This window comes from Vibrio pectenicida, assembly GCA_024347015.1.
GTDB lineage: Bacteria > Pseudomonadota > Gammaproteobacteria > Enterobacterales > Vibrionaceae > Vibrio > Vibrio pectenicida.
In genome coordinates this window covers 2,516,895-2,542,981 of the sequence record AP024889.1, presented here as the reverse complement: position 1 = coordinate 2,542,981, position 26,087 = coordinate 2,516,895, and the positions used below count along the sequence as shown (strand labels likewise).

Annotated in this window: 26 protein-coding genes; 23 read left to right on the top strand and 3 right to left on the bottom strand. The window is 41.3% G+C overall.

Annotated elements, in window-relative coordinates; genetic code table 11:
• Positions 1–89: 89 nt before the first annotated feature.
• The 11 genes from crl (at position 90) to pgpA (ending at position 9,335) form a co-directional block, all read left to right on the top strand.
• On the top strand, positions 90–479 hold the full coding sequence (gene crl / locus OCV27_RS11645) for a sigma factor-binding protein Crl (RefSeq protein WP_125321870.1): 390 nt from the start codon (positions 90–92) through the stop codon (positions 477–479).
• A 189-nt stretch (positions 480–668) separates the two neighbouring features.
• Positions 669–1,802 carry a glutamate 5-kinase gene (gene proB / locus OCV27_RS11640; protein ID WP_125321871.1) on the top strand — a complete coding sequence of 378 codons (1,134 nt, stop codon included), beginning with the start codon at positions 669–671 and terminating at the stop codon, positions 1,800–1,802.
• 28 nt (positions 1,803–1,830) lie between these two features.
• Positions 1,831–3,066, top strand: coding sequence for a glutamate-5-semialdehyde dehydrogenase (locus OCV27_RS11635; RefSeq protein WP_420919488.1), 1,236 nt, complete (start codon positions 1,831–1,833; stop codon positions 3,064–3,066).
• Between the two features lie 225 nt (positions 3,067–3,291).
• The gene (gene nrdR, locus OCV27_RS11630) at positions 3,292–3,741 is read left to right on the top strand and encodes a transcriptional regulator NrdR (protein ID WP_125321875.1); all 450 of its coding nucleotides are present in this window, start codon (positions 3,292–3,294) and stop codon (positions 3,739–3,741) included.
• A 14-nt stretch (positions 3,742–3,755) separates the two neighbouring features.
• Entirely contained in the window at positions 3,756–4,856 is a 1,101-nt protein-coding gene (ribD, locus tag OCV27_RS11625; RefSeq protein ID WP_125321877.1) for a bifunctional diaminohydroxyphosphoribosylaminopyrimidine deaminase/5-amino-6-(5-phosphoribosylamino)uracil reductase RibD, read from the top strand.
• A gap of 2 nt (positions 4,857–4,858) precedes the next feature.
• A complete protein-coding gene (locus OCV27_RS11620; protein ID WP_125321879.1) occupies positions 4,859–5,509 on the top strand; it encodes a riboflavin synthase in 651 nt (216 codons plus the stop codon).
• Between the two features lie 67 nt (positions 5,510–5,576).
• Entirely contained in the window at positions 5,577–6,686 is a 1,110-nt protein-coding gene (gene ribBA, locus OCV27_RS11615; RefSeq protein ID WP_125321881.1) for a bifunctional 3,4-dihydroxy-2-butanone-4-phosphate synthase/GTP cyclohydrolase II, read from the top strand.
• 162 nt (positions 6,687–6,848) lie between these two features.
• A complete protein-coding gene (gene ribH / locus OCV27_RS11610; protein ID WP_125321883.1) occupies positions 6,849–7,319 on the top strand; it encodes a 6,7-dimethyl-8-ribityllumazine synthase in 471 nt (156 codons plus the stop codon).
• Positions 7,319–7,795 carry a transcription antitermination factor NusB gene (gene nusB / locus OCV27_RS11605; protein WP_125321885.1) on the top strand — a complete coding sequence of 159 codons (477 nt, stop codon included), beginning with the start codon at positions 7,319–7,321 and terminating at the stop codon, positions 7,793–7,795. The genes ribH and nusB overlap by 1 nt, the downstream gene beginning before the upstream one ends.
• 56 nt (positions 7,796–7,851) lie before the next feature.
• On the top strand, positions 7,852–8,823 hold the full coding sequence (gene thiL / locus OCV27_RS11600) for a thiamine-phosphate kinase (protein WP_337969427.1): 972 nt from the start codon (positions 7,852–7,854) through the stop codon (positions 8,821–8,823).
• Between the two features lie 8 nt (positions 8,824–8,831).
• On the top strand, positions 8,832–9,335 hold the full coding sequence (pgpA, locus tag OCV27_RS11595) for a phosphatidylglycerophosphatase A (RefSeq protein ID WP_125320519.1): 504 nt from the start codon (positions 8,832–8,834) through the stop codon (positions 9,333–9,335).
• Positions 9,336–9,426: 91 nt separating this feature from the next.
• Here pgpA and OCV27_RS11590 read toward each other — a convergent pair whose 3' ends face one another.
• The 3 genes from OCV27_RS11590 to map all read right to left on the bottom strand — a co-directional run bounded on the left by OCV27_RS11590 (position 9,427) and on the right by map (position 13,537).
• Positions 9,427–9,810: a DUF3461 family protein gene (locus OCV27_RS11590; protein ID WP_125320520.1), complete on the bottom strand. Its 384-nt coding sequence runs from the start codon at positions 9,808–9,810 to the stop codon at positions 9,427–9,429.
• Positions 9,811–9,938: 128 nt separating this feature from the next.
• On the bottom strand, positions 9,939–12,560 hold the full coding sequence (glnD, locus tag OCV27_RS11585; RefSeq protein ID WP_125320521.1) for a bifunctional uridylyltransferase/uridylyl-removing protein GlnD: 2,622 nt from the start codon (positions 12,558–12,560) through the stop codon (positions 9,939–9,941).
• 98 nt (positions 12,561–12,658) lie between these two features.
• Entirely contained in the window at positions 12,659–13,537 is an 879-nt protein-coding gene (map, locus tag OCV27_RS11580) for a type I methionyl aminopeptidase (protein WP_125320522.1), read from the bottom strand.
• 350 nt (positions 13,538–13,887) lie between these two features.
• Between map and rpsB the strand changes: the two genes are divergently transcribed.
• The 12 genes from rpsB to fabZ all read left to right on the top strand — a co-directional run bounded on the left by rpsB (position 13,888) and on the right by fabZ (position 26,086).
• Positions 13,888–14,616, top strand: a complete 729-nt coding sequence (gene rpsB, locus OCV27_RS11575; RefSeq protein WP_125320523.1) for a 30S ribosomal protein S2 — start codon at positions 13,888–13,890, stop codon at positions 14,614–14,616.
• 132 nt (positions 14,617–14,748) lie between these two features.
• Positions 14,749–15,591: a translation elongation factor Ts gene (gene tsf / locus OCV27_RS11570; RefSeq protein WP_125320524.1), complete on the top strand. Its 843-nt coding sequence runs from the start codon at positions 14,749–14,751 to the stop codon at positions 15,589–15,591.
• Between the two features lie 182 nt (positions 15,592–15,773).
• The gene (gene pyrH / locus OCV27_RS11565; protein ID WP_125320525.1) at positions 15,774–16,505 is read left to right on the top strand and encodes a UMP kinase; all 732 of its coding nucleotides are present in this window, start codon (positions 15,774–15,776) and stop codon (positions 16,503–16,505) included.
• A gap of 102 nt (positions 16,506–16,607) precedes the next feature.
• Positions 16,608–17,165: a ribosome recycling factor gene (gene frr / locus OCV27_RS11560; RefSeq protein ID WP_125320526.1), complete on the top strand. Its 558-nt coding sequence runs from the start codon at positions 16,608–16,610 to the stop codon at positions 17,163–17,165.
• 96 nt (positions 17,166–17,261) lie between these two features.
• Complete coding sequence (locus tag OCV27_RS11555; RefSeq protein ID WP_125320527.1) at positions 17,262–18,017, top strand: isoprenyl transferase; 756 nt, start codon at positions 17,262–17,264, stop codon at positions 18,015–18,017.
• A 10-nt stretch (positions 18,018–18,027) separates the two neighbouring features.
• A complete protein-coding gene (locus OCV27_RS11550; protein ID WP_125320528.1) occupies positions 18,028–18,870 on the top strand; it encodes a phosphatidate cytidylyltransferase in 843 nt (280 codons plus the stop codon).
• 49 nt (positions 18,871–18,919) lie between these two features.
• Positions 18,920–20,128 carry a 1-deoxy-D-xylulose-5-phosphate reductoisomerase gene (gene ispC, locus OCV27_RS11545; RefSeq protein WP_125320529.1) on the top strand — a complete coding sequence of 403 codons (1,209 nt, stop codon included), beginning with the start codon at positions 18,920–18,922 and terminating at the stop codon, positions 20,126–20,128.
• A complete protein-coding gene (gene rseP / locus OCV27_RS11540) occupies positions 20,125–21,483 on the top strand; it encodes a sigma E protease regulator RseP (protein ID WP_125320530.1) in 1,359 nt (452 codons plus the stop codon). Before ispC ends, rseP begins: the two co-directional genes overlap by 4 nt.
• A 38-nt stretch (positions 21,484–21,521) precedes the next feature.
• The gene (gene bamA / locus OCV27_RS11535; RefSeq protein WP_125320531.1) at positions 21,522–23,924 is read left to right on the top strand and encodes an outer membrane protein assembly factor BamA; all 2,403 of its coding nucleotides are present in this window, start codon (positions 21,522–21,524) and stop codon (positions 23,922–23,924) included.
• Positions 23,925–23,950: 26 nt separating this feature from the next.
• Positions 23,951–24,451 (top strand): OmpH/Skp family outer membrane protein, encoded by a 501-nt coding sequence (locus tag OCV27_RS11530; RefSeq protein WP_185759754.1) that lies wholly within the window; start codon positions 23,951–23,953, stop codon positions 24,449–24,451.
• Between the two features lie 6 nt (positions 24,452–24,457).
• Positions 24,458–25,483 (top strand): UDP-3-O-(3-hydroxymyristoyl)glucosamine N-acyltransferase, encoded by a 1,026-nt coding sequence (gene lpxD / locus OCV27_RS11525; RefSeq protein WP_125320533.1) that lies wholly within the window; start codon positions 24,458–24,460, stop codon positions 25,481–25,483.
• A gap of 150 nt (positions 25,484–25,633) precedes the next feature.
• A complete protein-coding gene (fabZ, locus tag OCV27_RS11520) occupies positions 25,634–26,086 on the top strand; it encodes a 3-hydroxyacyl-ACP dehydratase FabZ (protein WP_125320534.1) in 453 nt (150 codons plus the stop codon).
• Position 26,087: the final 1 nt, after the last annotated feature.

Here is a 26,087-nt window from a genome sequence, read left to right as displayed (position 1 = left end):
CAACACTTATATATGGGCGATGCCCAAACAAAGTGGTCCTGATTTTTGCTCATCATAATTACAACAGATATTGAATATGGAGATTCATTATGTCTGAACAGCCAAAAAATCCAACCCATTACCGTTTACTATCTACGCTAAAAGCAATTGGCCCTTATCTAAGAGAGGCACAATGTGAACAAGGTAAATATTTGTTCGATTGTCTTTCTGTGTGCGTTAATGACAAGAAATCACCAGAAGAACGAGAGTTTTGGGGGTGGTGGTTAGAACTAGAGCAAGAGGGGGAAGCATTCGAGGCAAAATATTGCATTGGTTTATATGATGCCCAAGGAGACTGGATGGACGAGAAGCTACCTAAAAAAGCAATTGCGGAAGTCTACCGTACTCAAGAAGGTTTTCATAAAAAGCTTATCGATACTCTTGCTACTCAATTTGGTATGACTCTTGACTTTCATAAAGAATCTACTGAATTTGTTTAAATAAATCTTTTAATATGTTTTTAGATTAAAAAAGGCGCTAAGTAGCGCCTTTTCTGCTTGTTAATTTCTGCTTTGATTGTTACAACACTATGTTCAGAACAACTAGCAGTGATCAATCAACTTGATTGCTTAGCTAGGGACAACAGACCCTAGTGAATAGACTATTTTAATTTTCATAGCAGATAGACAATGAATCAAAAATGCGCACATGTTGCGAGTCGTCAAACCGTTGTTATTAAATTAGGTACCAGTGTATTAACTGGTGGTACATCGGCGCTAGATAGATCTCACATGGTAGAGTTAGCAAGGCAATGTTCAGAATTAAAAAAGCAAGGTCACTCTGTCGTAATGGTTTCTTCAGGGGCTATAGCTGCTGGGCGAGAACACTTAGATTATCCCACACTAGCTAACTCCATGGCGAACAAGCAGCTTCTTGCCGCAGTCGGTCAAAGTCAACTTATCCAAACTTGGGAAGCATTGTTTGGTATTTATGGCATCAAAATTGGTCAAATGCTGTTAACTCGTGCTGATTTGGAAGACCGTGAACGCTTTCTAAATGCTCGAGATACTATTAACGCTTTGGTTAGTAATGATATTGTTCCTATCGTAAACGAAAATGATGCCGTTGCGACAAGTGAAATCAAAGTCGGAGATAATGATAATCTTTCCGCTCTTGTTGGCATTTTATGTAGTGCTGACAAGCTTTTATTGCTCACAGATCAAAAGGGGTTGTTTACAGCAGACCCACGTAAAGATTCTAATGCTGAGTTGATTAAAGAAGTAAAAACAATTGATGATACGCTACGAAAGATAGCGGGTGATAGCGGGACTACCTTGGGTACTGGCGGAATGGCAACCAAGCTGCAAGCCGCCGATATTGCTCGCCGTGCTGGGATTGAGGTGATTATTGCTGCCGGTAGTGCACCTAATGTGGTGTTTGACTCTCTTAGTGTTGAGCCGCAAGGCACCCGTTTTCTGCCTATTGAAGAGGCTTTGGAAAGTCGTAAACGCTGGATTTTAGCCGGGCCAGCTGCGTCAGGTGATATTGTAATTGACGACGGAGCAATGAAAGCCGTTTTGTCTCGAGGTAGCAGCCTATTAGCCAAAGGTGTGATTGGAGTGATCGGTGAATTTTCTCGCGGAGAGGTGGTTAGAATTATCGACCAGAAGGGAGTGTTAATCGCTCGCGGTATTTCGAGTTATTCTAGTCAGGATATGACTAGGATCATCGGCAAACACAGTAAAGATATTTTAGGCATTTTGGGCTACGACTATGGTAGTGAAGTATTGCACCGAGATGATATGGTCGTTATTCAAGAATAATGAGGTAATAAGAGTGGAACTGATTTCTATAGGTGAAGCTGCAAAGCAAGCTGCATTTCAACTAGTCAACGCATCAACAACACAAAAGAATCAAGCTTTGGCTTTTATTGCTGATGAACTAGAAGACAATTGTGAAGATATTCTAGCAGCAAATGCAAAAGATATTGAGCTTGGTAGAGAGTCGGGGATGACAGATGCATTGCTAGATCGTCTGTTACTCACTGAAGCTCGGTTAATTGCAATGGCAAATGATGTCAGAAATGTTATCAAACTCGATGACCCTGTTGGAAGTGAAATTGACAGTAAAGTATTGGAAAACGGTATGTCTTTGGCTCGCCGGCGTGTACCGCTGGGGGTTGTTGGTGTTATTTATGAAGCACGTCCGAATGTTACTATTGATATTGCTTCCTTATGCCTGAAAACAGGTAATGCGAGTATTCTCCGTGGTGGGAAAGAAACGTTTTTTTCCAATATGCAGCTGGTTAAAGTCATTCAATCAGCTCTTGAAAGGGCTAAGCTACCAGCGGCTTCGGTTCAATATATTGAAAAACCAGATAGAGAGTTAGTGTCTCAGCTTTTGAAACTTGATGATTATGTTGACATGATTATTCCACGAGGTGGTGCTGGTCTACATAAAATGTGCAAAGAAAATAGCTCTATTCCTGTCATTATTGGTGGTTTTGGCATCAGTCATATTTTTGTTGATGATAGTGCTGATTTGGAAAAATCATTAAATGTGGTCGAAAATGCCAAGATTCAGCGCCCATCTGCATGCAATGCCTTAGATACATTGTTAGTTCACCGTAGTGTTGCTGCTGAGTTTTTTTCCAATTTAAAACAACGAATACAGAGTAAAGTAACTTTTGTTGCTGAGCCTCAAGCAAAGGTATTGCTCGACGGTGCTGAAAATATCCGCAACAGTACTGAAGGCGATTTTGATACTGAATGGTTGAATTATACCTTAGGCGTGAAAGTCGTTGACGATCTTACTGAAGCGATTGAGCATATGAGGGTTCATAATGCTAGTCATTCAGATGCTATTATGACTAATAGCCTAGAAAATGCTGAGCGATTTATTAACTCAGTGGATTCAGCTGCAGTCTATGTCAACGCATCGACTCGTTTTACAGATGGCGCTCAATTTGGTTTGGGGGCGGAGGTTGCGGTATCAACACAAAAACTACATGCACGTGGTCCAATGGGTCTTGAAGAACTCACTAGTTATAAATGGGTAGGAAAGGCAGATTACTTAGTTCGTAGCTAAATCTTTGTTGTGTGAATATTGAACAAGTTTGCCAAGGGTTAGCAAGAAGCATTAGCTTATTCTAATGATTTAGTCATCTTTGAGATGAAAAAAGGGGCGATATCGCCCCTTTTGCTTTTCTTCGCTTTAGCAAATCCGTTACACTAGTAGCGATATATTAAAGTAGCTTTGTTGATGTATTTCGGTCGTCAACCAAAGGCTATTTCAGTATATTATGGAGGTGATATGCATTGTCCTTTTTGCGCAGAGAATGATACCAAAGTGATCGATTCTCGTTTGGTGGCGGATGGTCACCAAGTTCGTCGTCGCAGGCAGTGTTTGGCCTGTAATGAGCGCTTTACCACTTTCGAAACTGCGGAATTGGTTATGCCTCGGGTGATTAAATCAAATGGAAACCGTGAACCATTCGATGAAGATAAAATGGTCGGTGGGCTTCAGCGTGCGCTAGAAAAGCGTCCTGTGAGTGCAGATTCAGTCGAACTCTCTATTAGTATGATCAAGTCACAGCTCCGAGCAACTGGTGAGCGAGAAGTACCAAGCGAAATGATTGGTAATTTGGTGATGGATCAACTTAAAGAACTCGATAAGGTTGCTTATATTCGTTTTGCTTCCGTTTACCGAAGTTTCGAAGATATTCGAGAGTTTGGTGAAGAGATAGCTCGTTTAGAAGATTAACGGTTAGCATTACCATGTCTGAATTCTCTTCTCTAGATTTTCAAATGATGTCGCGTGCAATTACTTTGGCAAAAGGCGGCATTTATACGACACCACCAAATCCGAATGTTGGGTGTGTCATTACGCTTAATGATCATATTATTGGTGAGGGGTTTCACTATCGTGCGGGTGAGCCACATGCTGAGGTAAATGCATTGGTAATGGCTGGAAATAAAGCCGCTGGCGCAACTGTGTATGTCACTCTTGAGCCTTGTTCTCACTATGGTAGGACCCCTCCGTGCGCAGCTGCTTTGATCCAAGCAAAAGTAGCAAAAGTTATCTGTGCAATGGAAGACCCTAACCCCAAAGTAGCCGGCATTAAGATGCTTCGTGAAGCCGGTATAGAAGTACAAGTTGGTCTTTTGGAAAGTGATGCACAAGCATTGAATCCAGCTTTTATTAAAAGGATGAAAACAGGACTTCCATTTGTACAACTGAAAATGGCGGCGAGTCTTGATGGACAAACAGCCTTGTCTAACGGTCAAAGTCAGTGGATTACTTCAACTCAGGCTCGAAGTGATGTACAAAGATATCGAGCTCAGTCTGATGCAATTCTATCAACTAGCAAAACTGTGATTGACGATAATGCATCGTTAAATGTTCGCTGGGTAGAATTACCAGAATCAGTGAGAAATGAGCTTTCTGAGTGTGAGGTACGTCAACCTAAACGTGTCATTTTGGACCGGCAAAATAATCTCACACCTGAGCTTAAATTGTTCTCGACAGAAGGTATGAGAATAGTGGTTTCTGACCAAGGAGATATTCAGCCTCAATTGACTAACTCAGGCCTAATTGATTTAAAAACAACCTTTGCTGATTTAGCGTCAAACTTTGGTATTAATCATCTTTGGGTAGAGGCTGGTTCGACTCTCGCCAGTAGCCTAATCAAACAAGGTTTGGTTGATGAATTGGTACTGTATTTGTCCCCTAAAATAATGGGTAGTGATGGTCGAGGTTTGCTTGGCGCGCTTGGTTTACAGTCGATGGAGGATGTTGTTGAGTTGGATATTCAAAATATTAGGCAGATCGGCCCAGACATTCGCATTATTGCCCACGTAAAAACAAAGAATAAATAATTATGTTTACAGGAATTATTGAAGCTGTTGGGACACTGACAGCAATTACCCCTAAAGGTGAAGACATCAGTGTTACTGTTGAGGTTGGTAAGCTCGATATGTCGGATGTCAAACTTGGTGATAGTATTGCTACAAATGGTGTTTGTCTCACTGTTATCAATTGTAACGCTACGAGTTATAGTGCCGATTTGTCACTTGAGACGCTTAATAAAACAGGCTTTACTGACTACCAAGTTGGTAGTAAGGTCAATTTAGAAAAAGCGATGTTACCGACAACTCGATTTGGTGGCCATATCGTCTCAGGGCATGTCGATGGGGTGGGAGAAATTGTTGAACGTAATCAAGTGGGACGAGCAATAGAGTTTTGGGTATCTATGCCCTCAGAATTGTGTAAATACCTTGCTGAAAAAGGTTCAGTAACCGTTGATGGCATTAGTTTGACTGTCAATGCGTTGCGTAAAGATGCTTTCAAGCTAACGATTGTGCCACATACTGGAGAAGAAACGACAATTGCTGACTTTCATGTTGGGCGTAAAGTGAACCTTGAAGTTGACGTGTTAGCTCGTTATATGGAACGTCTTTTGAACAGTCAATCTTCACAGCCAGAGTCACGATTAACTATGGAATTCCTTCAGCAACATGGTTTTGCGTGATTAAACACTACACGCTGCTCTAAAAAAATATAATATTGTTAACTGCATCAATAACAGGAATCAAGCAATGCCAATTAGTACGCCGCAAGAGATCATAGAAGACATTCGTTTAGGAAAAATGGTTATTTTGATGGATGATGAAGATCGTGAAAATGAAGGCGATCTAATCATGGCAGCGGAACATGTGACCTCTGAAGCAATTAACTTTATGGCGACCTATGGGCGAGGCCTTATTTGTCTGACTATGACAAAAGAGCGTTGCGAAAGCTTAGGTCTTCCCCCTATGGTGCAAGATAACAATGCGCAGTACACCACGAATTTTACTGTTTCAATAGAAGCGGCCCAGGGAGTGACAACCGGCATTTCTGCTGCTGATAGGGCTAAAACTGTACAAGCCGCGGTTGCCATCGATGCAAAAGCGGCTGATCTGGTTCAGCCTGGGCATATTTTCCCCCTTGCCGCGCAGGAAGGAGGGGTTTTGACTCGTGCAGGTCACACGGAGGCAGGTTGTGATCTTGCAAGATTAGCGGGGCTTGAGCCTGCTGGAGTTATAGTAGAAATTCTCAATGAAGATGGCACTATGGCTCGTCGTCCTGACTTAGAAGTATTTGCCGAAAAGCATGGTATAAAACTTGGTACAATTGCTGACCTTATCGAGCATCGCAATAACACCGAGACGACGATTGAGCGTGTAGCTAAATGCCTATTACCAACTGAATATGGTGAGTTTGAATTGCTTACCTATAGAGATACTATTGATAACCAAGTCCACTATGCCTTGTGTAAAGGTGATATTTCTAATCAAACACCTTTAGTACGAGTTCATTTACAAGATACTTTTACAGATTTGTTGCGTAGTGATAGAAATGCAGAACGTAGTTGGACTTTAGATAAAGCGATGAAGCGTATTGGTGAAGATGGAGGTGTGTTGGTTATTCTTGGTAATGAAGAATCGACAGAGCTTCTTATCCATCGTATGAAAATGTTTGAAGCTCAGGATAAAGGACATGCGCCTACATTAGTTAAAAAGCAGGGAACCTCACGACGTGTAGGGGTTGGTTCGCAGATCCTAGCTGATATTGGTGTCCATGACATGCGTCTTCTATCCTCAACGAATAAAAAGTATCACGCGTTGGGTGGATTTGGTCTGAATGTGGTTGAGTATGTTTGTGAATAATATCACGATTGAATAACTTCTTAGCTAAAATAACCATTCAGGTACATCTTTTGAGAGCTGCCCTGCTTACTTAGGAATGGCAAATTTCCATTAGATATTGATCACAGGTTTGTGCTAGAATCCGGCGATTCTCACTTGATGAACATAGTTAAAGGAAAGCTTATGAAAGTGATTGAGGGTGGCTTCCCAGCGCCAAATGCAAAAATTGCTATCGTTATTTCTCGTTTCAACAGTTTTATTAACGAAAGTCTATTATCTGGTGCAATCGATACTTTAAAGCGTCACGGGCAAATTGGTGATGATAACATTACAGTTGTTCGCTGCCCTGGTGCAATTGAGCTTCCTTTAGTTGCCCAACGTGTAGCAAAAACGGGTAAGTTTGATGCAATTGTATCACTAGGTACAGTAATCCGCGGCGGTACACCTCATTTTGATTATGTTTGCAGTGAGTGTAACAAGGGTTTGGCTCAAGTGTCGTTGGAATTTAGCCTTCCAGTTGCATTTGGAGTTCTAACTGTTGATACAATTGACCAAGCAATTGAGCGCGCGGGAACCAAGGCTGGTAATAAAGGTGCAGAGGCCGCACTAAGCGCACTTGAAATGATTAACGTTCTATCTGAAATAGATTCCTAATGGGGGCCAGTGTGAAACCAGCCGCACGTCGTAATGCACGTCGATTCGCTCTGCAAGCGATCTACTCATGGCAAATTACTAAAGAAAATGTTGCCACTATTGAAGAGCAGTTTTTATCTGGCGGCAAATATGATGAAGAAGAACATCATGCTGCTGAGCCTGCATTGATTGCACCAGATACTGATGTTGTATACTTCCGTGACCTTCTAACAGGTGTTGTGTTAAGTCACATGGAACTGGATAGTAAGATCCGTCCCTATACTGCTCGTCCGATGCAAGATTTGGATATGATGGAGCTGGCCTTGCTCCGCCTTGCAATGTATGAAATGACTCGCCGTGAAGATGTACCATACAAAGTCGTTATTAATGAAGCTATAGAATTGGCAAAAGTCTTTGCTGCGGAAGAAAGTCATAAGTTTGTGAATGGCGTTTTGGATAAAGCCGCACCACATGTACGTAAAAAACAGTCAAAATAATTAAAAAAGGTCAGCAAATGCTGACCTTTTTTATATCGCACGTTACATTGAATATTATGTTTGGTGAATTTAATCTAATTGATAAATATTTTGTAGGTCGACAATCACCACGTAAAGATGTGTTGTTGGCGGCAGGGGACGATTGTGCTTTAGTTAAGGCACCTAATGGCATGTCTTTAGCTATTAGTACCGATACTCTAGTAGCGGGTACCCATTTCCTTGAAGATGCTAATCCAGCTTGGATAGCACATAAAGCATTGGCGGCTAATATTAGTGATTTGGCTGCAATGGGGGCAACACCTGCATGGGTTTCTTTTGCTTTAACGCTTCCTGAGTTAGATGAATCTTGGTTAGCGCCTTTTTGTGATTCCTTTTTTGAGCTTGCGAACTATTTTGGCATCCAGTTAATTGGTGGCGATACTACCAAAGGGCCATTAAGTCTGACATTCACCGTGCAGGGATTTGTTGATCCCGATAAGGCGTTGAGGCGAGATGGTGCTCAAGTGGGTGACTGGATATATGTAACAGGGGAGCTGGGTGATAGTAAGGCTGGATTGGATGTCATTCTTAAAACAGAGTTACGTAATAAGCCATTTGCCGAGCAGCTTGAGAAGTCTCACTACTTGTCAACTCCACGTATTTTAGCTGGCCAAGCTTTGCTTGGCATTGCAAGCTCTGCCATTGATATTTCTGATGGGCTTGTTGCTGATCTAAAGCATGTTCTTAAACGCTCGGGTGTTGGTGCTCATCTGGAAATTACCCAGTTACCAGTTTCTAACCAACTTATTCAATTTATGGGCAGTATAGATAAAGCCCAACATTACGCACTCACCAGTGGTGAGGAATATGAATTGTGTTTTACCGTACCTGAGCAACATAAAGGTATGATTGATATCGCACTTGCACATTGTGGCTGTAAAGTTAGCTGCATCGGTCAAATACGCCCTAAAGATTTTTTTGAATTGTCTAATAAAGGAAAAACTGTGGACTGGGCTCTGCAGGGTTTCGACCATTTTCAACAAGATTAATTAGTAATATGACAAATCCGTTAGTATTTATTTCGCTTAAAAACCCTTGGCACCTTCTGGCAACAGGTTTCGGCAGTGGTTTATCACCCATTATGCCAGGAACTGTGGGAACACTGGCTGCTATCCCGTTTTATCTTTTGTTAGCTCAATTACCTTTGCCCGCCTATATCTTTACCCTTGTGGTAGCGGCATTGGTCGGAAACAAAATATGCCAAGTAACTTCAAATGATATGGGTGTCCACGATCATGGTGCTATTGTGTGGGATGAATTTGTGGGCTTTTGGATCACAATGCTTGTTGTCCCTTTATTTCATCTTTCTACAACAGATTGGAAATGGTTATTAACGGGATTTGTGCTTTTCAGGTTTTTCGATATGGTTAAGCCTTGGCCGATTAGCTGGTTGGATAAGCATGTCCATGGTGGTTTTGGTATCATGCTTGATGATATTGTGGCTGGTGTTATGGCGTTCGCCTCTCTTTATTTAGTCGGAAAATATGCTGGTTGGGTATGAGCAAAGTTAGAGCTTGTATTTGGTTACTTTAGATAACTGAAGATATCGAGTTTACTAATTATTAATAGGAGCTTTTTGCTCCTATTTTGCTTTATTTGAGTTTCTCAAGATCGGCTTCAATTTCTGCTATCTTACTTGATACGACTTTTTCAAGATGGCGTAGATCGGAAAGGATTTTTTCTTTAGTATCGACTTTAGCTAGCTTTTCAGGCTTAGTAAGTGTGTTTAACTCGTCAATAATAAGCGTTAGATTGCGATTGATTTCAGTGATTTCCCTGTACTTATTGCTGCCTCCATCCACCAAGACATTTTTTACCTGACGCGGATATTTGAATTTAACACTTTTTGCAAACAGCTCACCTTTTTGTTTGCGAAAGTAGATTTTTAATACGTCTTTATGAGCTTCTTGTCTGAGGGAATAACGTTCAATTTGTTTAGGCTCTTGAATCCCTAAAGCTTTGAGGTGTGGGAACATAGGCGACCTCTTATGTTTAAATCTGAGTTAATGATTTACATGACAACTAGTTCCACTAATGTAGCAGTGGAATCTGGTTGGAGGTAGTTGATTTCCGGGCCACCTTTGTAACTTGTGGACGAGATCGCTTATGGGGCTAACTTGGCAATATTCTCTATGAGTCGCTCATTAAGCTGTAATTCTTCCTCGTCAGTCAGTTTAATACCATGTGCATTTGTAATGATAAATAAGTCTTCTGCACGTTCACCTATCGTAGTGATCTTAGCTGCATGGAGATGCAAATTTAAGTCGGAAAATGTCGCCCCAACAACGGCTAATAGACCGGGAGTATCGAGAGCAACAAATTCTAGAAAGGTGCGCTTTTTACCTTTTGCAGGCAGGAATTCAATTCGAGTTTTGACTTTGAAGTGTTGCAGGTTTCTATGGGGCCTACGGGTCTTTATTTTAGTTGTACGCCCATCTCTAAGAACTCGAACCAAATGTTTAATAACGGCATTATGGCGGTTTTCATCGATAGTATTGCCGTGTTGATCGAGTACCATAAAGGTATCGAGTACATAACCATCCTTACTTGTCATTACCTGAGCATCATGTACGTTGAAATTTCTCCTGTCTAATTCAGCGACAATGGTTGCGAAAAGTGCATGCTGATCACGGTTATAGACAAAGACTTCTGTGCCACCACGAGTTGCCTTTTTTGAAATTAAAATCAAAGGTTGGCTATGATCGCTGTGGCGAAGCAGGTGCGAGCAATGCCAAGCAATTTGTTTATGTGAATGACGTAAAAAATAATCGGCCTTGAATCTTTGCCACAGTACTTCTATCTCTCTAGAGTTAAAACCTTCCTTGCGTAGCTGAGCTGAGGCGAGTTGTTGGTTGTGACGAATCCTTTCTCGTACATCAACAGGATTTTCTAATCCTCTGCGCAACGCTCTTTGAGTCGAATAAAATAACTCGGCCAATAATGTACGTTTCCAACTATTCCATAAACTTGGGTTAGTTGCGCAGATATCTGCGACGGTTAAGCAAACTAAATATTCTAAGTATTCTTCATCTCGAACTTGTTTCGCGAATTCGCTGATCACATCAGGATCGTAAATATCACGTCTTTGAGCTGTCACTGACATTAATAAATGGTATCTGACTAGCCAAGAAACCAGTTTAGCTTCTGGGTTGGATAAGCCGTGCTCTATACAGAATTCGTAAGCTTCATCTGCACCAAGGATAGAATGGTTGCCACCACGGCCTTTGGCAATATCATGAAATATGGCAGCGATGATCAGCAGTTCCTTTTTTTGTATACGAGGAAATACTTCACAACAAATGGGGTGCTTGGAGTGATTTTCTGGTTGGTTAAAGGTATTAATATGTTTAAGAAGGCGAATACTATGCTCATCAACGGTATACACATGGAATAAGTCAAACTGCATCTGACCAACAATTTGACTCCATTGAGGCAAATAGGTTGCGAGCACACCAAGTTTATGCATTAAAGTGAATGCTCTGGTAAGTGAGTTAGGGTGGCGACAAATCTCGATAAATTTTTTACGTGCTATTGGAATAGTGTGAAGGAATTTATTTAATCGACGTCGAGCGGTTCTCAATTGTCGAAGCGTTGCTGGAGCGACACTTTCGATCGTTGAATCATTAGCAATATGCAAAAACATATCAAGAATCGTTTCTGGGCGAGATTGAAATAATGCTGGCTTACGCGCCTCTATTAAAGGTCCTCGCCTTTGAAAGTCTCTACTTAGAATGACTGGTGCACTCTCAATACCATTCTCTAAAATGGCTTGGTCAAAAAGCTTAAGTAACATCTTGTTGAGTTCAGCGACACGTCTGAGTGTACGATAGAACTCTTTCATCATCATCTCAATGCCACTATTAGCTTCACCAACAAAGCCAAGACATTCTGCGACTTGCACTTGATGGGCGAAAGTCAGCCTATTGTCGTATCTTTTTAGTTGTAAGTGGAGAGCAAAACGAACGCGCCAAAGATAATCTTGGCACTCTAGCAATTCACGGTATTCGGCATCGGTTAGGAAGCCATACTCGCTCATTTCAAGCAAAGATGTGGCACCAAAATGCCGCCTTGCAATCCAACTTAAGGTATGAATATCACGTAAGCCGCCTGGTGTTGATTTGATGTCTGGCTCTAAATTGTAGGTAGTGTCATGGTACCTTGAATGACGGTCTCGCTGTTCTTGGACCTTAGCTTTATAGAAAATGTCACTAGGCCAAAATGATTCGGAGTGGATTGCTTGATTTAGTTTGTTGAAGGTTTCTTCACAGCCGCACAATAGTCGAGCTTCTTGTAAATTGGTTGCAACAGTTAAGTCTTCTCGCCCAATAGATGAACATTCTTCAATGGTTCTTACTGCATGCCCAATTTCGAGTTTAAGATCCCATAATAGAGTGATAAAGCTACTGATTTTTCCATTCAGATCCTCTGGCAGGGATTGCTCGGAGACTATCAATATATCAATATCCGAAAGAGGATGTAATTCACCTCTGCCATAGCCACCGACGGCGACTAAGCTGACATGATAGTGTTGAGTAAAACCAAAATGTTGCCAGAGTCTATTGAGAAGTAAATCCATATATTTTGCACGACCAAACACAAGTTCAGTGATTGAGTGGTGATTGATGAATTCGTTTTTTTGGTGATCAGCAAATTTCTTAAGTTGAGACTTAAGTTCAGAGATTGATATTTGGTTGTCCAGCAAACTTAAAGGTGATTGATAACACATATGGCAAATCCGTGCAAAGCATCCATAGTGTAACAATCTACCAAAATGCCGAGAATAAAAAAATATCCTCGAGGAAGTGAGGATATTTTACGGTGAAACTAAGCATTATCCATAATGCGTGGGATGGTATCATCTGGGCGTAATGTGAGAACTTCACAACCCGTATCTGTGACTAGTATAGTGTGTTCATACTGGGCTGATTTTTTACCGTCTCCTGTATACACAGTCCAGTCATCCTCGGCATCAACGGTAACGCCAAACTTTCCGCTGTTGATCATCGGTTCAATAGTAAAGCACATTCCTTCTTCCAGAATGCGGCGGTCGTTGTTTTTATAATGGACAATTTGTGGTTCTTCGTGGAACTCGTTGCCAATACCATGGCCACAGAAATCTTTCACAATAGAAAACTTATTGCGAGGATTTCTCTTATTATTTTCCTTGATGTATTTTTCAATCGCAGTGCCTATATCACCTACAGTAGCTCCAGGTTTTACTTTGCGCATACCAACGTATAAAGCTTCTTGAGTTACCAAGCAAAGGCGTTTGTCTGCAGGCGAAACGTCACCAACGAGGAACATTTTTGATGTATCACCATGATAGCCTTGCGGGCGTACACTGAGGTCTGCATTTTCATCGGTTGGAATTATCACGGTGATATCAACGTTTATGATATCTCCATTTTTAAGTATAGCTGGCTTTGGTTGACCATTGCTTCCTACTTCATCTTTTGACGCAGGGATGCCATGACAGACAATATGATTAATGGATGTACAAATGGACTTGGGGAATCCGTGGTAATCAAGAGGCGCTGAATAAGCCCCTTTTTCAATCCCGTAATCATGACAAATCTGATTAAGTTTGTCAGTTGTTACGCCTTCCTTAATATGAGGTTCGATCATTTCAAGGATCTCGGCGGCTAACGCACCCGCTATGCGCATACGTTCAATTTCTGCTGAGGTTTTTATCTTGATTGACATAGGTTTTCTCTAATTTAATCAATGGCACTCATTAGCGCGAATGGATGCATTCTATCAGGAAGCAAAGCCAATGAGAATGATTCTTCATGGATTAAGAAATGGGCTTAGCACCATGAAACGTTTTAGTTAATCTGGGTGAATGTTTTTTTACTAGCCAGTACAGGTGAAAATATGGTATAAAACGCGCCGGAAATGCTGTCTGTTCTCTCCTTTTTGGCGAAGCTGATGACTTTCCAATAAACATATATCTTTAAATCACACACAATTCGTCACATATTCCGGGGTGCTGATCGTTAGTTCAGTCGGAGTTATGGGGATTGTGGAGGCCTAACCCCATAGAGGAATTTAAAATGGCAACTGTATCAATGCGCGATATGTTAAAAGCTGGTGTTCACTTTGGTCACCAGACTCGTTACTGGAACCCAAAAATGAAGCCATTCATCTTTGGTGCTCGTAACCGTGTTCATATCATCAACCTAGAAAAAACTGTACCAATGTTCAACGACGCGCTATCTGAATTAGCTAAAGTCGGTGAGAAAAAAGGTAAGGTTTTATTTGTAGGTACTAAACGCGCTGCATCTGAAGCTGTTAAAGAAGCTGCTATTGCAAGCAACCAGTTTTATGTTAACAACCGCTGGCTTGGTGGTATGCTAACAAACTACAAAACTGTACGTCAGTCTATCAAGCGTCTGAAAGAGCTAGAAAGTCAATCTCAAGACGGTACTTTTGACAAGTTGACTAAGAAAGAAGCTCTAATGCGCACTCGTGAAATGGAGAAGCTAGAGAAGTCTCTTGGCGGTATCAAAGACATGGGCGGCCTACCTGATGCTCTATTCGTAATCGATGCAGATCACGAGCACATTGCAGTTAAAGAAGCAAATAACCTAGGTATCCCAGTTTACGCTGTGGTTGATACTAACTCTAACCCAGACGGTATAGATTTCATTATTCCTGGTAACGATGATGCTATCCGTGCGGTACAGCTATACCTAAATGCTGCTGCTTCTTCAGTAACTGAAGGCCGTAACAAAGACGTAGTTGGCGCTGCTGAAAAAGACGGTTTCGTAGAAGCTGAATAATAGCGGCTCTGAGCCAAACTTAACGTATGTCTAATCTAAAGATTACATAGGTTAAGTTATAGTTATCAGCAGGGGCCCACGATTTAGGCCCCTGTTTTTTACCAAATCCAGATTAAACTGAGGAATAGAGGAATGGCTGTAACTGCTGCTCTAGTTAAAGAACTGCGCGACCGCACTGGCGCAGGCATGATGGAATGTAAGAAAGCGCTTGTAGAAACTGACGGCGATGTCGAATTAGCAATTGAAAATATGCGTAAGTCAGGCGCTGCTAAAGCTGCTAAGAAAGCAGGTAACATAGCGGCTGAAGGTGCTATCATCATTAAAGAAGATAATGGTGCGGCTGTACTTCTTGAGGTTAACTGTCAGACTGACTTTGTAGCGAAAGACGCAAACTTTACAGCGTTTGCACAAGAAGTTGCACTTCACGCGCTATCTACAAAAGCGAGCGTAGAAGAGCTACAAGCAAAATTCGAAGAAACTCGTATTGCTCTTGTGACTAAAATTGGTGAAAACATCAACATTCGTCGTGTTCAATACGTTGAAGGTGCTGCAATTGCTTCTTACCGTCATGGTGAGAAAATCGGTGTAGTTGTTGCTGGTGAAGGCGATACTGAAACACTTAAGCATGTTGCTATGCACGTAGCTGCTTCTCGTCCTGAGTACGTGAACCCAGAAGATGTTCCTGCTGACGTAGTAGAGAAAGAAAAAGCAGTTCAAGTAGAAATTGCTATAAATGAAGGCAAACCAGCTGAAATCGCAGAAAAGATGGTAGTTGGTCGCATGAAGAAATTTACTGGTGAGATATCTCTGACTGGTCAAGCTTTCGTTATGGAACCTAAGAAATCTGTAGGTGAAATCCTTAAAGAACGCGGAGCTTCGGTTACTAACTTTGTTCGCTTAGAAGTGGGTGAAGGTATCGAGAAAGCTGAAGGTATGAGCTTTGCCGAAGAAGTAGCTGCGGCTCAAAAAGGTTAATCCTTAGAAATACGCAAAAGTTTAGACCGTAGCTTAGGCTGCGGTCTTTTTATGAATAGCATTTGTACCGTTAGCCGTGATGAATAGTTAAGTAAGTCTAAGATTGTGATGTATTTTTGGGCTATAGCTTTCTTTGCTATTCATGACTGTTAATTAATAACTCTCTTTTGAAGGTAAACTCCATGACTACGAACCCTAAACCTGCATATCAACGTATTTTGTTAAAATTGAGCGGGGAAGCTCTTCAAGGTGAAGAAGGTTTTGGTATTGACCCTGCGGTTCTTGATCGCATGGCTCAAGAAGTAAAAGAGCTGGTGGAACTGGGTGTACAAGTTGGTGTGGTCATCGGAGGGGGGAACCTTTTCCGAGGTGCGGGACTTGCAGAAGCTGGCATGAACCGAGTTGTTGGTGATCACATGGGTATGTTGGCCACGGTGATGAATGGTCTTGCGATGCGTGATGCTTTGCATCGTGCTTATGTAAATGCGCGTGTTATGTCTGCTATTCCTCTAAAAGGTGTATGTGATGATTACAACTGGGCAGATGCTATTCGTGAACTGCGCCAGGGAAGAGTGGTAATTTTCTCGGCAGGTACGGGGAATCCATTTTTTACTACTGATTCTGCAGCCTGTTTACGTGGCATTGAAATTGAAGCAGATGTGGTTTTAAAAGCGACAAAAGTAGATGGTGTATTTACCGCTGATCCAGTAGCTAATCCAGATGCAGAGTTGTATGATAAGCTGGAATATTCACAAGTTCTTGATCAAGAACTAAAAGTGATGGATTTAGCAGCATTTACGTTAGCGCGTGATCATAAAATGCCTATTCGCGTATTCAATATGAACAAGCCTGGCGCACTTCGTAGAGTGGTCATGGGTGAAGCTGAAGGTACCCTAATTAGTACGGCTGAATAACTTATTCAACCCTAGTGTGAGAGTTTCATATTAGGGTATTACCTTTTGAAGAATCCTAATTAGGCTTTCTTCTAAAAAAGAATGACACATTAAGGTGATATTGTGATTAATAAAATTAAACAAGACGCTCAAGAGCGCATGGAAAAAAGTGTAGAAGCGCTGAAAAGTAATCTTTTGAAAGTACGTACAGGCCGTGCTCATCCTAGTTTACTTTCTGGCATTTCTGTTGACTACTATGGTGCGCCAACGCCATTGAATCAAGTTGCTAACGTTGTTGCCGAAGATGCGCGAACTCTAGCAATCACAGTATTTGACAGAGAGCTAGCTCCTAAAGTAGAAAAAGCTATTATGATGTCAGACCTTGGCCTCAACCCAATGTCGGCAGGAACTATTATTCGTGTGCCACTCCCACCACTAACAGAAGAACGTCGTAAAGACTTGGTTAAAATTGTACGTGGTGAAGCAGAAGGTGGTCGTGTTGCTATTCGCAATATTCGTCGAGATGCTAATGGCGAACTTAAATCATTGCTAAAAGATAAAGAAATATCTGAAGATGAAGATCACAAGGCACAAGATGAGATTCAAAAAATTACTGATGTAGCAGTGAAGAAAATAGATGAAGTTCTTGCCTCAAAAGAAAAAGAGCTGATGGAAGTTTAATTACATTCATACTCTCAATATAGAGAACGCTGTGCTCGCAGTACAGCGTTTTTTTGTGCTACTCTTTAGCTCCTGCTGATAACCTTAAACCCTTGTATGCAAAACACTCAACTTTCATCAGAATTACTCCCTAGACACATCGCCATCATTATGGACGGCAATGGTCGCTGGGCAAAAGAGCAAGGTAAACCTCGCGTATTTGGCCATAAAAATGGAGTATCTGCGGTAAGAAAAACTATTTCCACATCGGCTAAGTTAGGTATAAAAGCTATTACTTTGTTTGCCTTTAGTAGCGAAAACTGGCGTCGCCCTGAAGAGGAAGTTGGCGTATTAATGGAGTTGTTCATTACGGTTTTATCTACAGAAGTTAAAAATTTACATAAGAACAACTTACGTTTGCGTGTCATCGGTGATAAAAGTCGCTTTAGCCAACGATTACAAAATAAAATATCCCAAGCGGAATCTTTAACTGAAGCGAACAGTGGTATGGTGATTAATATTGCAGCTAACTATGGTGGTAGGTGGGATATCGTTGAAGCTACTAAAATCATTGCATCTAAAGTGGTCAATGGAGAAGTTGATGCTGATGATGTTAATGAAGATCTGATAACTTCACACTTAACTATGGCTGATTTGCCTGAGGTTGATTTGTTAATCCGAACGAGTGGTGAATGTCGTATTAGTAACTTTATGCTTTGGCAGATGGCTTACGCTGAAATGTATTTTACCCCTACCTATTGGCCCGAGTTTGATGAAAATAGCTTAATTGAGGCTGTTACATGGTTTGTTAATCGGGAAAGACGTTTTGGCTGCACCGGTGAACAGGTTAAAGAACTGATCGAAAGCGATTAAGGGTTTAAGTTTGAAACAACGAATTATTACAGCGCTCATTCTTGCTCCTGCTGTTATTCTTGGTATTTTCAAGCTGCCGTTAGCATTATTTATGCTAGCAGTAGCTATGGTGACATTTTTAGGTTATTGGGAATGGACCCAGCTTGTTGAGTCTAAAACGCGGCTGTTGGCATTGATACCCAGTGTGGCTATTAGTGCTGTAACCTTGGCTGTTATTCCTTTCGATGCAAGAAGCCTAAATTTAATCACGGATGCTCATATATTGGTGCTTTTGGTCGGAAGTCTTTGGTGGGTTATATCGAGCTGTTTAGTGCTTTCCTTTCCTCGTTCAGCAAAGCTTTGGCAACATTGCAATTGGTTGAGGCACTTATTTGGCGTTCTGACCCTTTTACCTTTTTTCTGGAGTGTTTTGCTACTCAGAGCTGAAGGTATTTACGAGGATAGCTATTATGGGGCCAAGCTGGTGTTATTCGTATGCTTTATTGTTTGGGCTGCTGACAGCGGTGCTTATTTTTGTGGTAAGAGCTTTGGTAAGCGCAAAATGGCTCCTCATGTTAGTCCCAATAAAACAATTGAGGGTTTAATCGGGGGAATGGTTACTGCCATCCTTGTCGGTTGGGGTACAGCGGTTTGGTTTGATATTGAGTTCAGTAACTCTTTTTCTATGGTAATTATTACTCTAGTTACTGTTGTCATCTCTGTTATGGGGGATCTCGTTGAAAGCATGTTTAAACGTGTTTCAGGTATCAAAGATAGCGGTAATATCCTTCCTGGACATGGCGGTATCTTAGATCGTGTTGACAGCCTAACGGCCGCTTTCCCAGTGTTTACACTGCTCTATTTCATTTTCTAATTATAGAGGTAGGTTTCGGCCTACTTTGTCGATTTTACAGGTTTTTCTTATGCGTAAGCTGACAATCTTAGGTGCAACGGGCTCAATAGGCGATAGCACTTTTAAAGTGATTGAACATAACCTGTCTCAGTATTCAATTGTTGCACTGGCTGCAGGCACTAACGTAAATAAAATGCGTCAATTGTGCCAAAAGTGGCGGCCCAAATATGCCGTTATGGCCTGTGAAGATGCAGCAAAAGTGCTTAAAACCCAACTCCAGCAGCTTAAATTGCCGACTGAAGTTTTGGCTGGACATGAAGCAATTACTCATGTCGCTTCTTTTGATGAGGTGGATACGGTTATGTCGGCCATTGTTGGTGCTGCAGGTCTCATACCTACAATGGCTGCGGTTAAAGCGGGTAAGCGAGTTTTACTGGCCAATAAAGAAGCTTTGGTTATGTCTGGGCAGATTTTTATCGATGCGGTTAAAAAATACGGTGCTGAACTCATGCCGGTTGATAGTGAACATAACGCAATTTTTCAATGTTTACCTGAAGCTATCCAAACCAACCTTGGTGATTGTGATCTAACGGAGCAAGGAATCCAGCACATCATATTAACAGGCTCCGGAGGTCCTTTTCGTTACACTGATATTAAGATGCTGTCACAAGCCACCCCAGAGCAGGCGATTGCTCACCCGAATTGGTCTATGGGACCCAAAATTTCAGTGGATTCAGCAAATATGATGAATAAAGGCTTAGAATACATTGAAGCTAAGTGGTTATTTAATGCTCATCGAGATCAGCTTAAGGTATTGATTCACCCGCAGTCTGTTATCCACTCTATGGTCCAGTATAAAGATGGCTCCTTGCTAGCTCAAATGGGAAACCCTGATATGGCGACGCCTATTTCTTATGCTCTTTCCTACCCAGAGCGAGTTTCGGCAGGAGTGACACCACTCGATTTTACTAAAATTGGGCAGCTTACCTTTGTTGAACCTGATTATAAAAGGTACCCTTGCTTGAAGTTAGCTATCGAATCCTGCTATGAAGGGCAACATGCAACAACCGCTCTTAACGCAGCCAATGAAGTGGCAGTAGAATATTTTCTATCTCGCCAAATGAAATTTACTGATATCGCTATCGTTAATGAGCGCGTTGTTAGTCATATTTGTAGCAAGAACAGCCAGTCAGGTTGTAATAACTTGGAAAGTATCTTAGAGCTGGATAAAATGGCGCGAGCATTGGCTATCGAAACTATTGAAGAGTTGGCATCATGACAGATATTTTATGGAATTTCGCATCATTTATAATTGCTTTAGGTATCTTAGTAGCGGTACATGAGTATGGTCATTTCTGGGTTGCTCGGTGTTGCGGTGTAAAGGTAGAAAAATTTTCTATTGGTTTTGGTAAGTCAATTTGGAGTAAGACAGGGCAAGATGGGACTGAATACAGTTTGTCCATCATTCCATTGGGCGGTTACGTTAAAATGCTTGATAGCCGAGTTGATGAGGTTCCTTTGGAGCAAAAAGAGCAAGCGTTCGATTCACAACCTTTATGGAAGAGAACATCGATAGTTGCTGCTGGTCCTGTATTTAATTTTCTTTTTGCTTTGTTTGCTTACTGGCTAGTGTTTTTAATTGGTATTCCTGCGGTAAAGCCTGTGATTGGTCAAATTGAACCTCACTCGATAGCGGCGCGAGCTGGTCTTGAACCGAATACGGAACTTAAGTTGGTATCTGGCGTCCAAACACCGGATTGGGAATCAGTAAACATGGGATTGATTTCTCATATTGGCGATAAGCAGATGACGTTGACAGTTGCCCCAGCAAACGAGTTTGGCACTGAGGAGACTAAGACGTTAGATTTGACTAACTGGAGTTTTGACCCAGAGGTCGAGTCAGCTATGTCATCACTAGGCTTTAAGCCTTTTACTCCCGACATTTCAACCATTCTAGCTTCAGTAACAGCAGGTGGTGCTGGTGAAGCCGCGGGATTGATGGCTGGTGATAAATTATTATCGGCAAATAATAGAGCCTTGGAAGATTGGGATCAGGTTGTTGAGCTGGTGCAAAATCGACCCGAGCAGATGATTGATTTAACCGTCGAGCGAAATGGTGAAGCGATAAATCTGACGTTGGTTCCTGAGAGCCGGGAATTATCTAATCAGCGAGTTATTGGTTTTGCTGGAATAGCTCCTCAAGTCGCAGAATGGCCGGAAAACTATCGCTTCGATCTGAAATTTGGTGTATTCGAATCAGTCGGTAAAGCAATGGAAAAAACGGGGCAGGTAATTGGATTAACTGTCAGTATGCTTAAAAAATTAATTATTGGTGATGTAGGCTTAAATAACCTTAGCGGTCCAATTTCCATCGCCAAAGGTGCAGGTACGACAGCTGATTATGGTTTGGTGTACTTTCTTGGGTTCTTAGCATTAATTAGTGTTAATTTAGGCATCATTAATCTTGTCCCCCTACCTATGTTAGATGGTGGGCACTTAATGTTTTTTGCAGTTGAAGCTGTCACTAGGCGTCCAGTTCCAGAACGTGTTCAAGATATGGGCTACCGTATTGGCGGAGCTATTATTTTCTCTCTCATGGCAGTGGCAATATTTAATGACTTTGCTCGTTTGTAATTGGGCAAAGGTTGTAGTAAGGAATAACTAAAACAAATATGGCGATGAATAAAATTCTGTTTGTAACGCTATTGGCAACGAGTGTCGCTGCGAACGGAGCCGAAGACTTTGTTGTAGAAGATATCCAAATTGATGGATTACAGCGTGTTGCACTTGGTGCGGCTTTATTAAAAATGCCAGTGCGAGTTGGAGATACGATTGATAGTCAAGATGTGTCTGAAATTATTAAGGCATTGTATGCATCAGGTAACTTTGAAGATATTAAGGTGCTACGTGAAGGCAATCAGTTACTTGTTCAGGTTAAGGAACGTCCAACGATTTCTAGCATTTCATTTTCTGGTAATAAGGCGATAAAAGAAGAGCAGTTACAGCAGAACCTTGACGCTTCAGGAATTAGGGTTGGTGAAGCCCTTGACCGGACGACATTATCAAATATTGAAAAGGGTTTAGAAGATTTCTATTACAGTGTCGGAAAATATAATGCGACAGTAAAAGCAGTAGTGACTCCTTTGCCTCGTAATCGATCTGATTTGAAGTTTGTATTTTCGGAAGGTGTGTCGGCAAAAATTCAACAGATTAACTTTCTTGGTAATAAGGCATTCAGTGACGAAGAATTATTGAATCGCTTTAACCTCAATGTTGATGTTGCTTGGTGGAACTTTCTATCAGACGACAAATATCAAAAGCAGGTATTGGCTGGTGATTTAGAAGCCTTAAAGTCATATTACTTGGATCGCGGTTACCTTAAATTTAAGCTTGATTCAACACAAGTTGCGATTTCTCCTGACAAAAAAGGTGTTTATATCACTTTAGCTGTTAATGAAGGACTGCCTTACACAGTTAAAGATGTGAAATTTCGCGGTGAATTAATTGGTAAAGAAGCTGAGTTTGAAGCTTTAGTGCCTTTTGCAACTGGCGACGTTTATAATGGTTCAAAGGTTACGAGCTTAGAAGAGGGAGTCAAGCGTCTCCTCGGTGAGGCTGGTTATGCTTATCCACAAGTTCGAACTAGTCCAGAATTTGATGATGAAACTCAACAGGTTTCTTTAGTCGTTAATGTTGAAGCGGGTAAGCGAATTTACGTTCGTGATGTACGTTTTGTGGGTAATAACGCAACCAAAGATGAAGTTTTGCGCCGAGAGATGCGCCAAATGGAAGGTAGTTGGTTGAACTCAAAGTCTATTGAAACGGGTAAGAAGCGCCTTAATCGTCTAGGTTATTTTGAAACTGTAGACGTGCAAACGGTGAGAGTCCCTGGTAGTGATGATCAGGTTGATCTTGTTTACAATGTCAAAGAAGCCAATTCAGGCAGTGTTAATTTTGGTATTGGTTATGGAACTGAGTCTGGTGTGAGTTTCCAAGTGGGATTGCAGCAAGACAACTTTTTAGGTTCAGGTAATCGAGTTGGTATCAATGCCATGATGAATGATTACCAGAAAAATATCAGTCTTGATTATCGTGATCCTTATTGGAATTTAGACGGTGTGAGTCTAGGTGGTAAGATATTCTATAACACCTTTGAAGCTTCAGATGCTGGTATTATCGATTATACCAATGAAAGCTACGGTACTAGTTTGACATGGGGTTTTCCAGTCAATGAATTGAATAACATTGCGTTTGGTATTGGTTACACTCACAATAAAATTGGTAATGTGCCAACTTATGATCAAGCTCAGCTATTTGCTAAAAGTATCGGCCAACCAGAAGGTGATATTCTTACCAACGATTTTGATCTGAATATGTCTTGGACTCGAAATGATCTTAACCGTGGTTTTTTCCCTACCGCTGGTAACTATCAACGCGCTTCTGGAAAAGTCACAGTACCTGGTTCTGATGCGCAATATTTTAAACTTGACTATGAAGTTCGCCAGTACTTCCCACTGACTAAGAAACACGAGTTTACTTTTTTAATGCGTGGTAAGCTTGGGTACGGTAATGGTTATGGACAAACTGATGGGAATGATAATTTATTTCCATTCTATGAAAACTATTATGCGGGTGGTTTTACTTCTTTGCGAGGCTTTGGTTCACGCTCAGCGGGCCCTAAAGCTGTTTACACTAACACTGCTGGTTCATGCGGAAACAACGGCTGTATAGATGTAACAGATGACTCTGTAGGTGGTAACGCTATTGCAACCGCGAGTATGGAATTAATCGTGCCGACACCATTTGCGTCTGATGAAGCTCGAAGTCAAATTCGCACTAGCCTATTTGTCGATGCTGCAAGTGTTTGGGATACGGAGTTTAATTATCGCGAAGGGTCTAGCGACCCTATGTATAACGATTATTCAGATCCTACTAACTATCGAGCTGCTTATGGAGTTGCTTTACAGTGGATGTCTCCAATGGGGCCACTAGTATTCTCCGTAGCTAAACCCATTGAAATTTATGAAGGTGATGATGAAGAATTCTTCACTTTCACCATCGGAAGAACCTTCTAAATACAGAGGAATAAAAAGTGAGTAAAATGATTAAAGCGGCTGGCCTTAGCCTATTGTTAATGACGTCTTCTTTTTTTGCTAATGCGGCAGGTAGTACGCAAAAAATTGGTTATATTAATACAGCTCAAGTATTTCAGGCTCTTCCACAGCGTGAAGTTGTACTTCAGAAAATGCAGAAAGAGTTTAAAGACAAAGCTGATGAGCTTAAGTCGATTCAGGCTGAAGCAAAAACAAAAATCGAGAAGCTCAAACGAGATGGTGAGCTACTTGGTCCTGAAGAAGTAGAAAAGCTTCGAGTTGATATCGCTCAATTAGACAGTAAATACAAGATTAAAGGGCAAGCTTTAGAAAAAGCATCAGCCCGTCGTGAAGCTGAAGAGAAACAGAAATTATTTAAAGTTATTCAAGATGCAGTAAAGAAAGTAGCAGAAAAGGAAGGTTACGATATCGTTGTTGATATCCAAACTATGCAATACGGTAAACCTGAGTATAATATCTCTGATAAAGTTATCAAAACTCTTAAGTGATTTACTATGGCAACACTTACTTTAGCCAAATTGGCAACTATTACAGGGGGAGAACTATATGGTAATGAGCAAGCGCTTGTTACTATGGTGTCCCCAATGGACAAAGCACAGGAAGGGCATGTTACCTTCTTGTCAAATGCTAAATATGCAAAATATTTACCTGACTGCCAAGCGACAGTGATTATGGTAAAGGAGGCGCAACGAGAGTTGTGCACGGGTAATGTTCTTGTCGTTAAGGATCCATATGTTGCTTTTGCTAAGGTAGCACAAGCTCTAGATACAACACCTGAACCAGCTAGCGGTATTGATTTATCCGCTGTCATCTCCGATGATGCAGAAATCGCTGCGGGCGTATCTATTGGGGCTAATGCGGTAGTAGAAAGTGGAGTGCGATTGGCTGAAAATGTTGTGATTGGAGCCGGCTGCTATATTGGTAAAAATGCGCAAATTGGTGCAAATACCAAGTTGTGGTCAAATGTGAGTATCTACCACAATGTTGCTATAGGCTCTGAGTGCCTTATTCAAGCAAATGTGGTTATTGGCTCTGACGGTTTTGGTTATGCAAACGAAAAAGGTGAATGGCTCAAGATCCCACAATTGGGTACGGTTCTTATTGGTAATCGAGTCGAAATTGGAGCTTGTACTACTATAGACCGTGGTGCGCTTGAAGATACTGTTATTGAAGACAATGTCATCATTGACAATATGATACAAATAGCACATAACGTACACATCGGATATGGCACAGCGATGGCTGGTGGTACAGTTGTGGCTGGCAGTACTACAATTGGTAAATATTGTATTATCGGTGGAGCTAGTGTCATAAACGGCCATATTGAAATTGTAGACGGTGTCACTATCACCGGTATGGGCATGGTGATGCGAAGTATCGATGAAAAAGGCATGTATTCTTCAGGTATCCCTTTACAGCCTAATAAAGAGTGGCGTAAAACTGCAGCGCGTGTACATCGTATTGATGATATGAATAAGCGCCTTAAAGCGGTTGAGAAGCAATTGGAAGACGATGCTTAACTCATTTCAATTAAAGACTCGCGTTTGCGAGTCTTTTTCCGACTGATAGTATTGAGATTATATCTGCGCTAAAACGCATACTTAGTATATAAATGTGACTCGGGTACAATGCCTACCAGCTAATTTAGCATTCAATATAGGAACATGACTTTGACTACTGAAAACAAAACGATGAACATCACTGAAATCCAAGAATTGTTACCTCATCGTTATCCTTTTTTACTAATTGACCGTGTGGTTGACTTTCAAGAAGAAAAATATCTGAAGGCGATTAAAAATGTTTCAGTGAATGAGCCTCAGTTTACAGGTCATTTTCCACAATTCCCTGTATTTCCAGGTGTATTAATTTTGGAAGCAATGGCTCAAGCTACAGGCCTATTAGCGTTTAAATCTTTTGGTGCTCCTGCTGAGAATGAACTGTATTATTTTGCCAGTGTTGATGGGGCAAAATTTCGCAAGCCTGTCACGCCAGGTGATCAACTTGTAATTGAAGTAGAGTTTATTAAAGAGCGCCGTGGTATTGCTGCTTTCCACGGAAAAGCAACAGTTGATGGTGATGTGGTCTGTTCAGCAGAGTTAAAGTGCGCACGTCGAGAATTTTAAT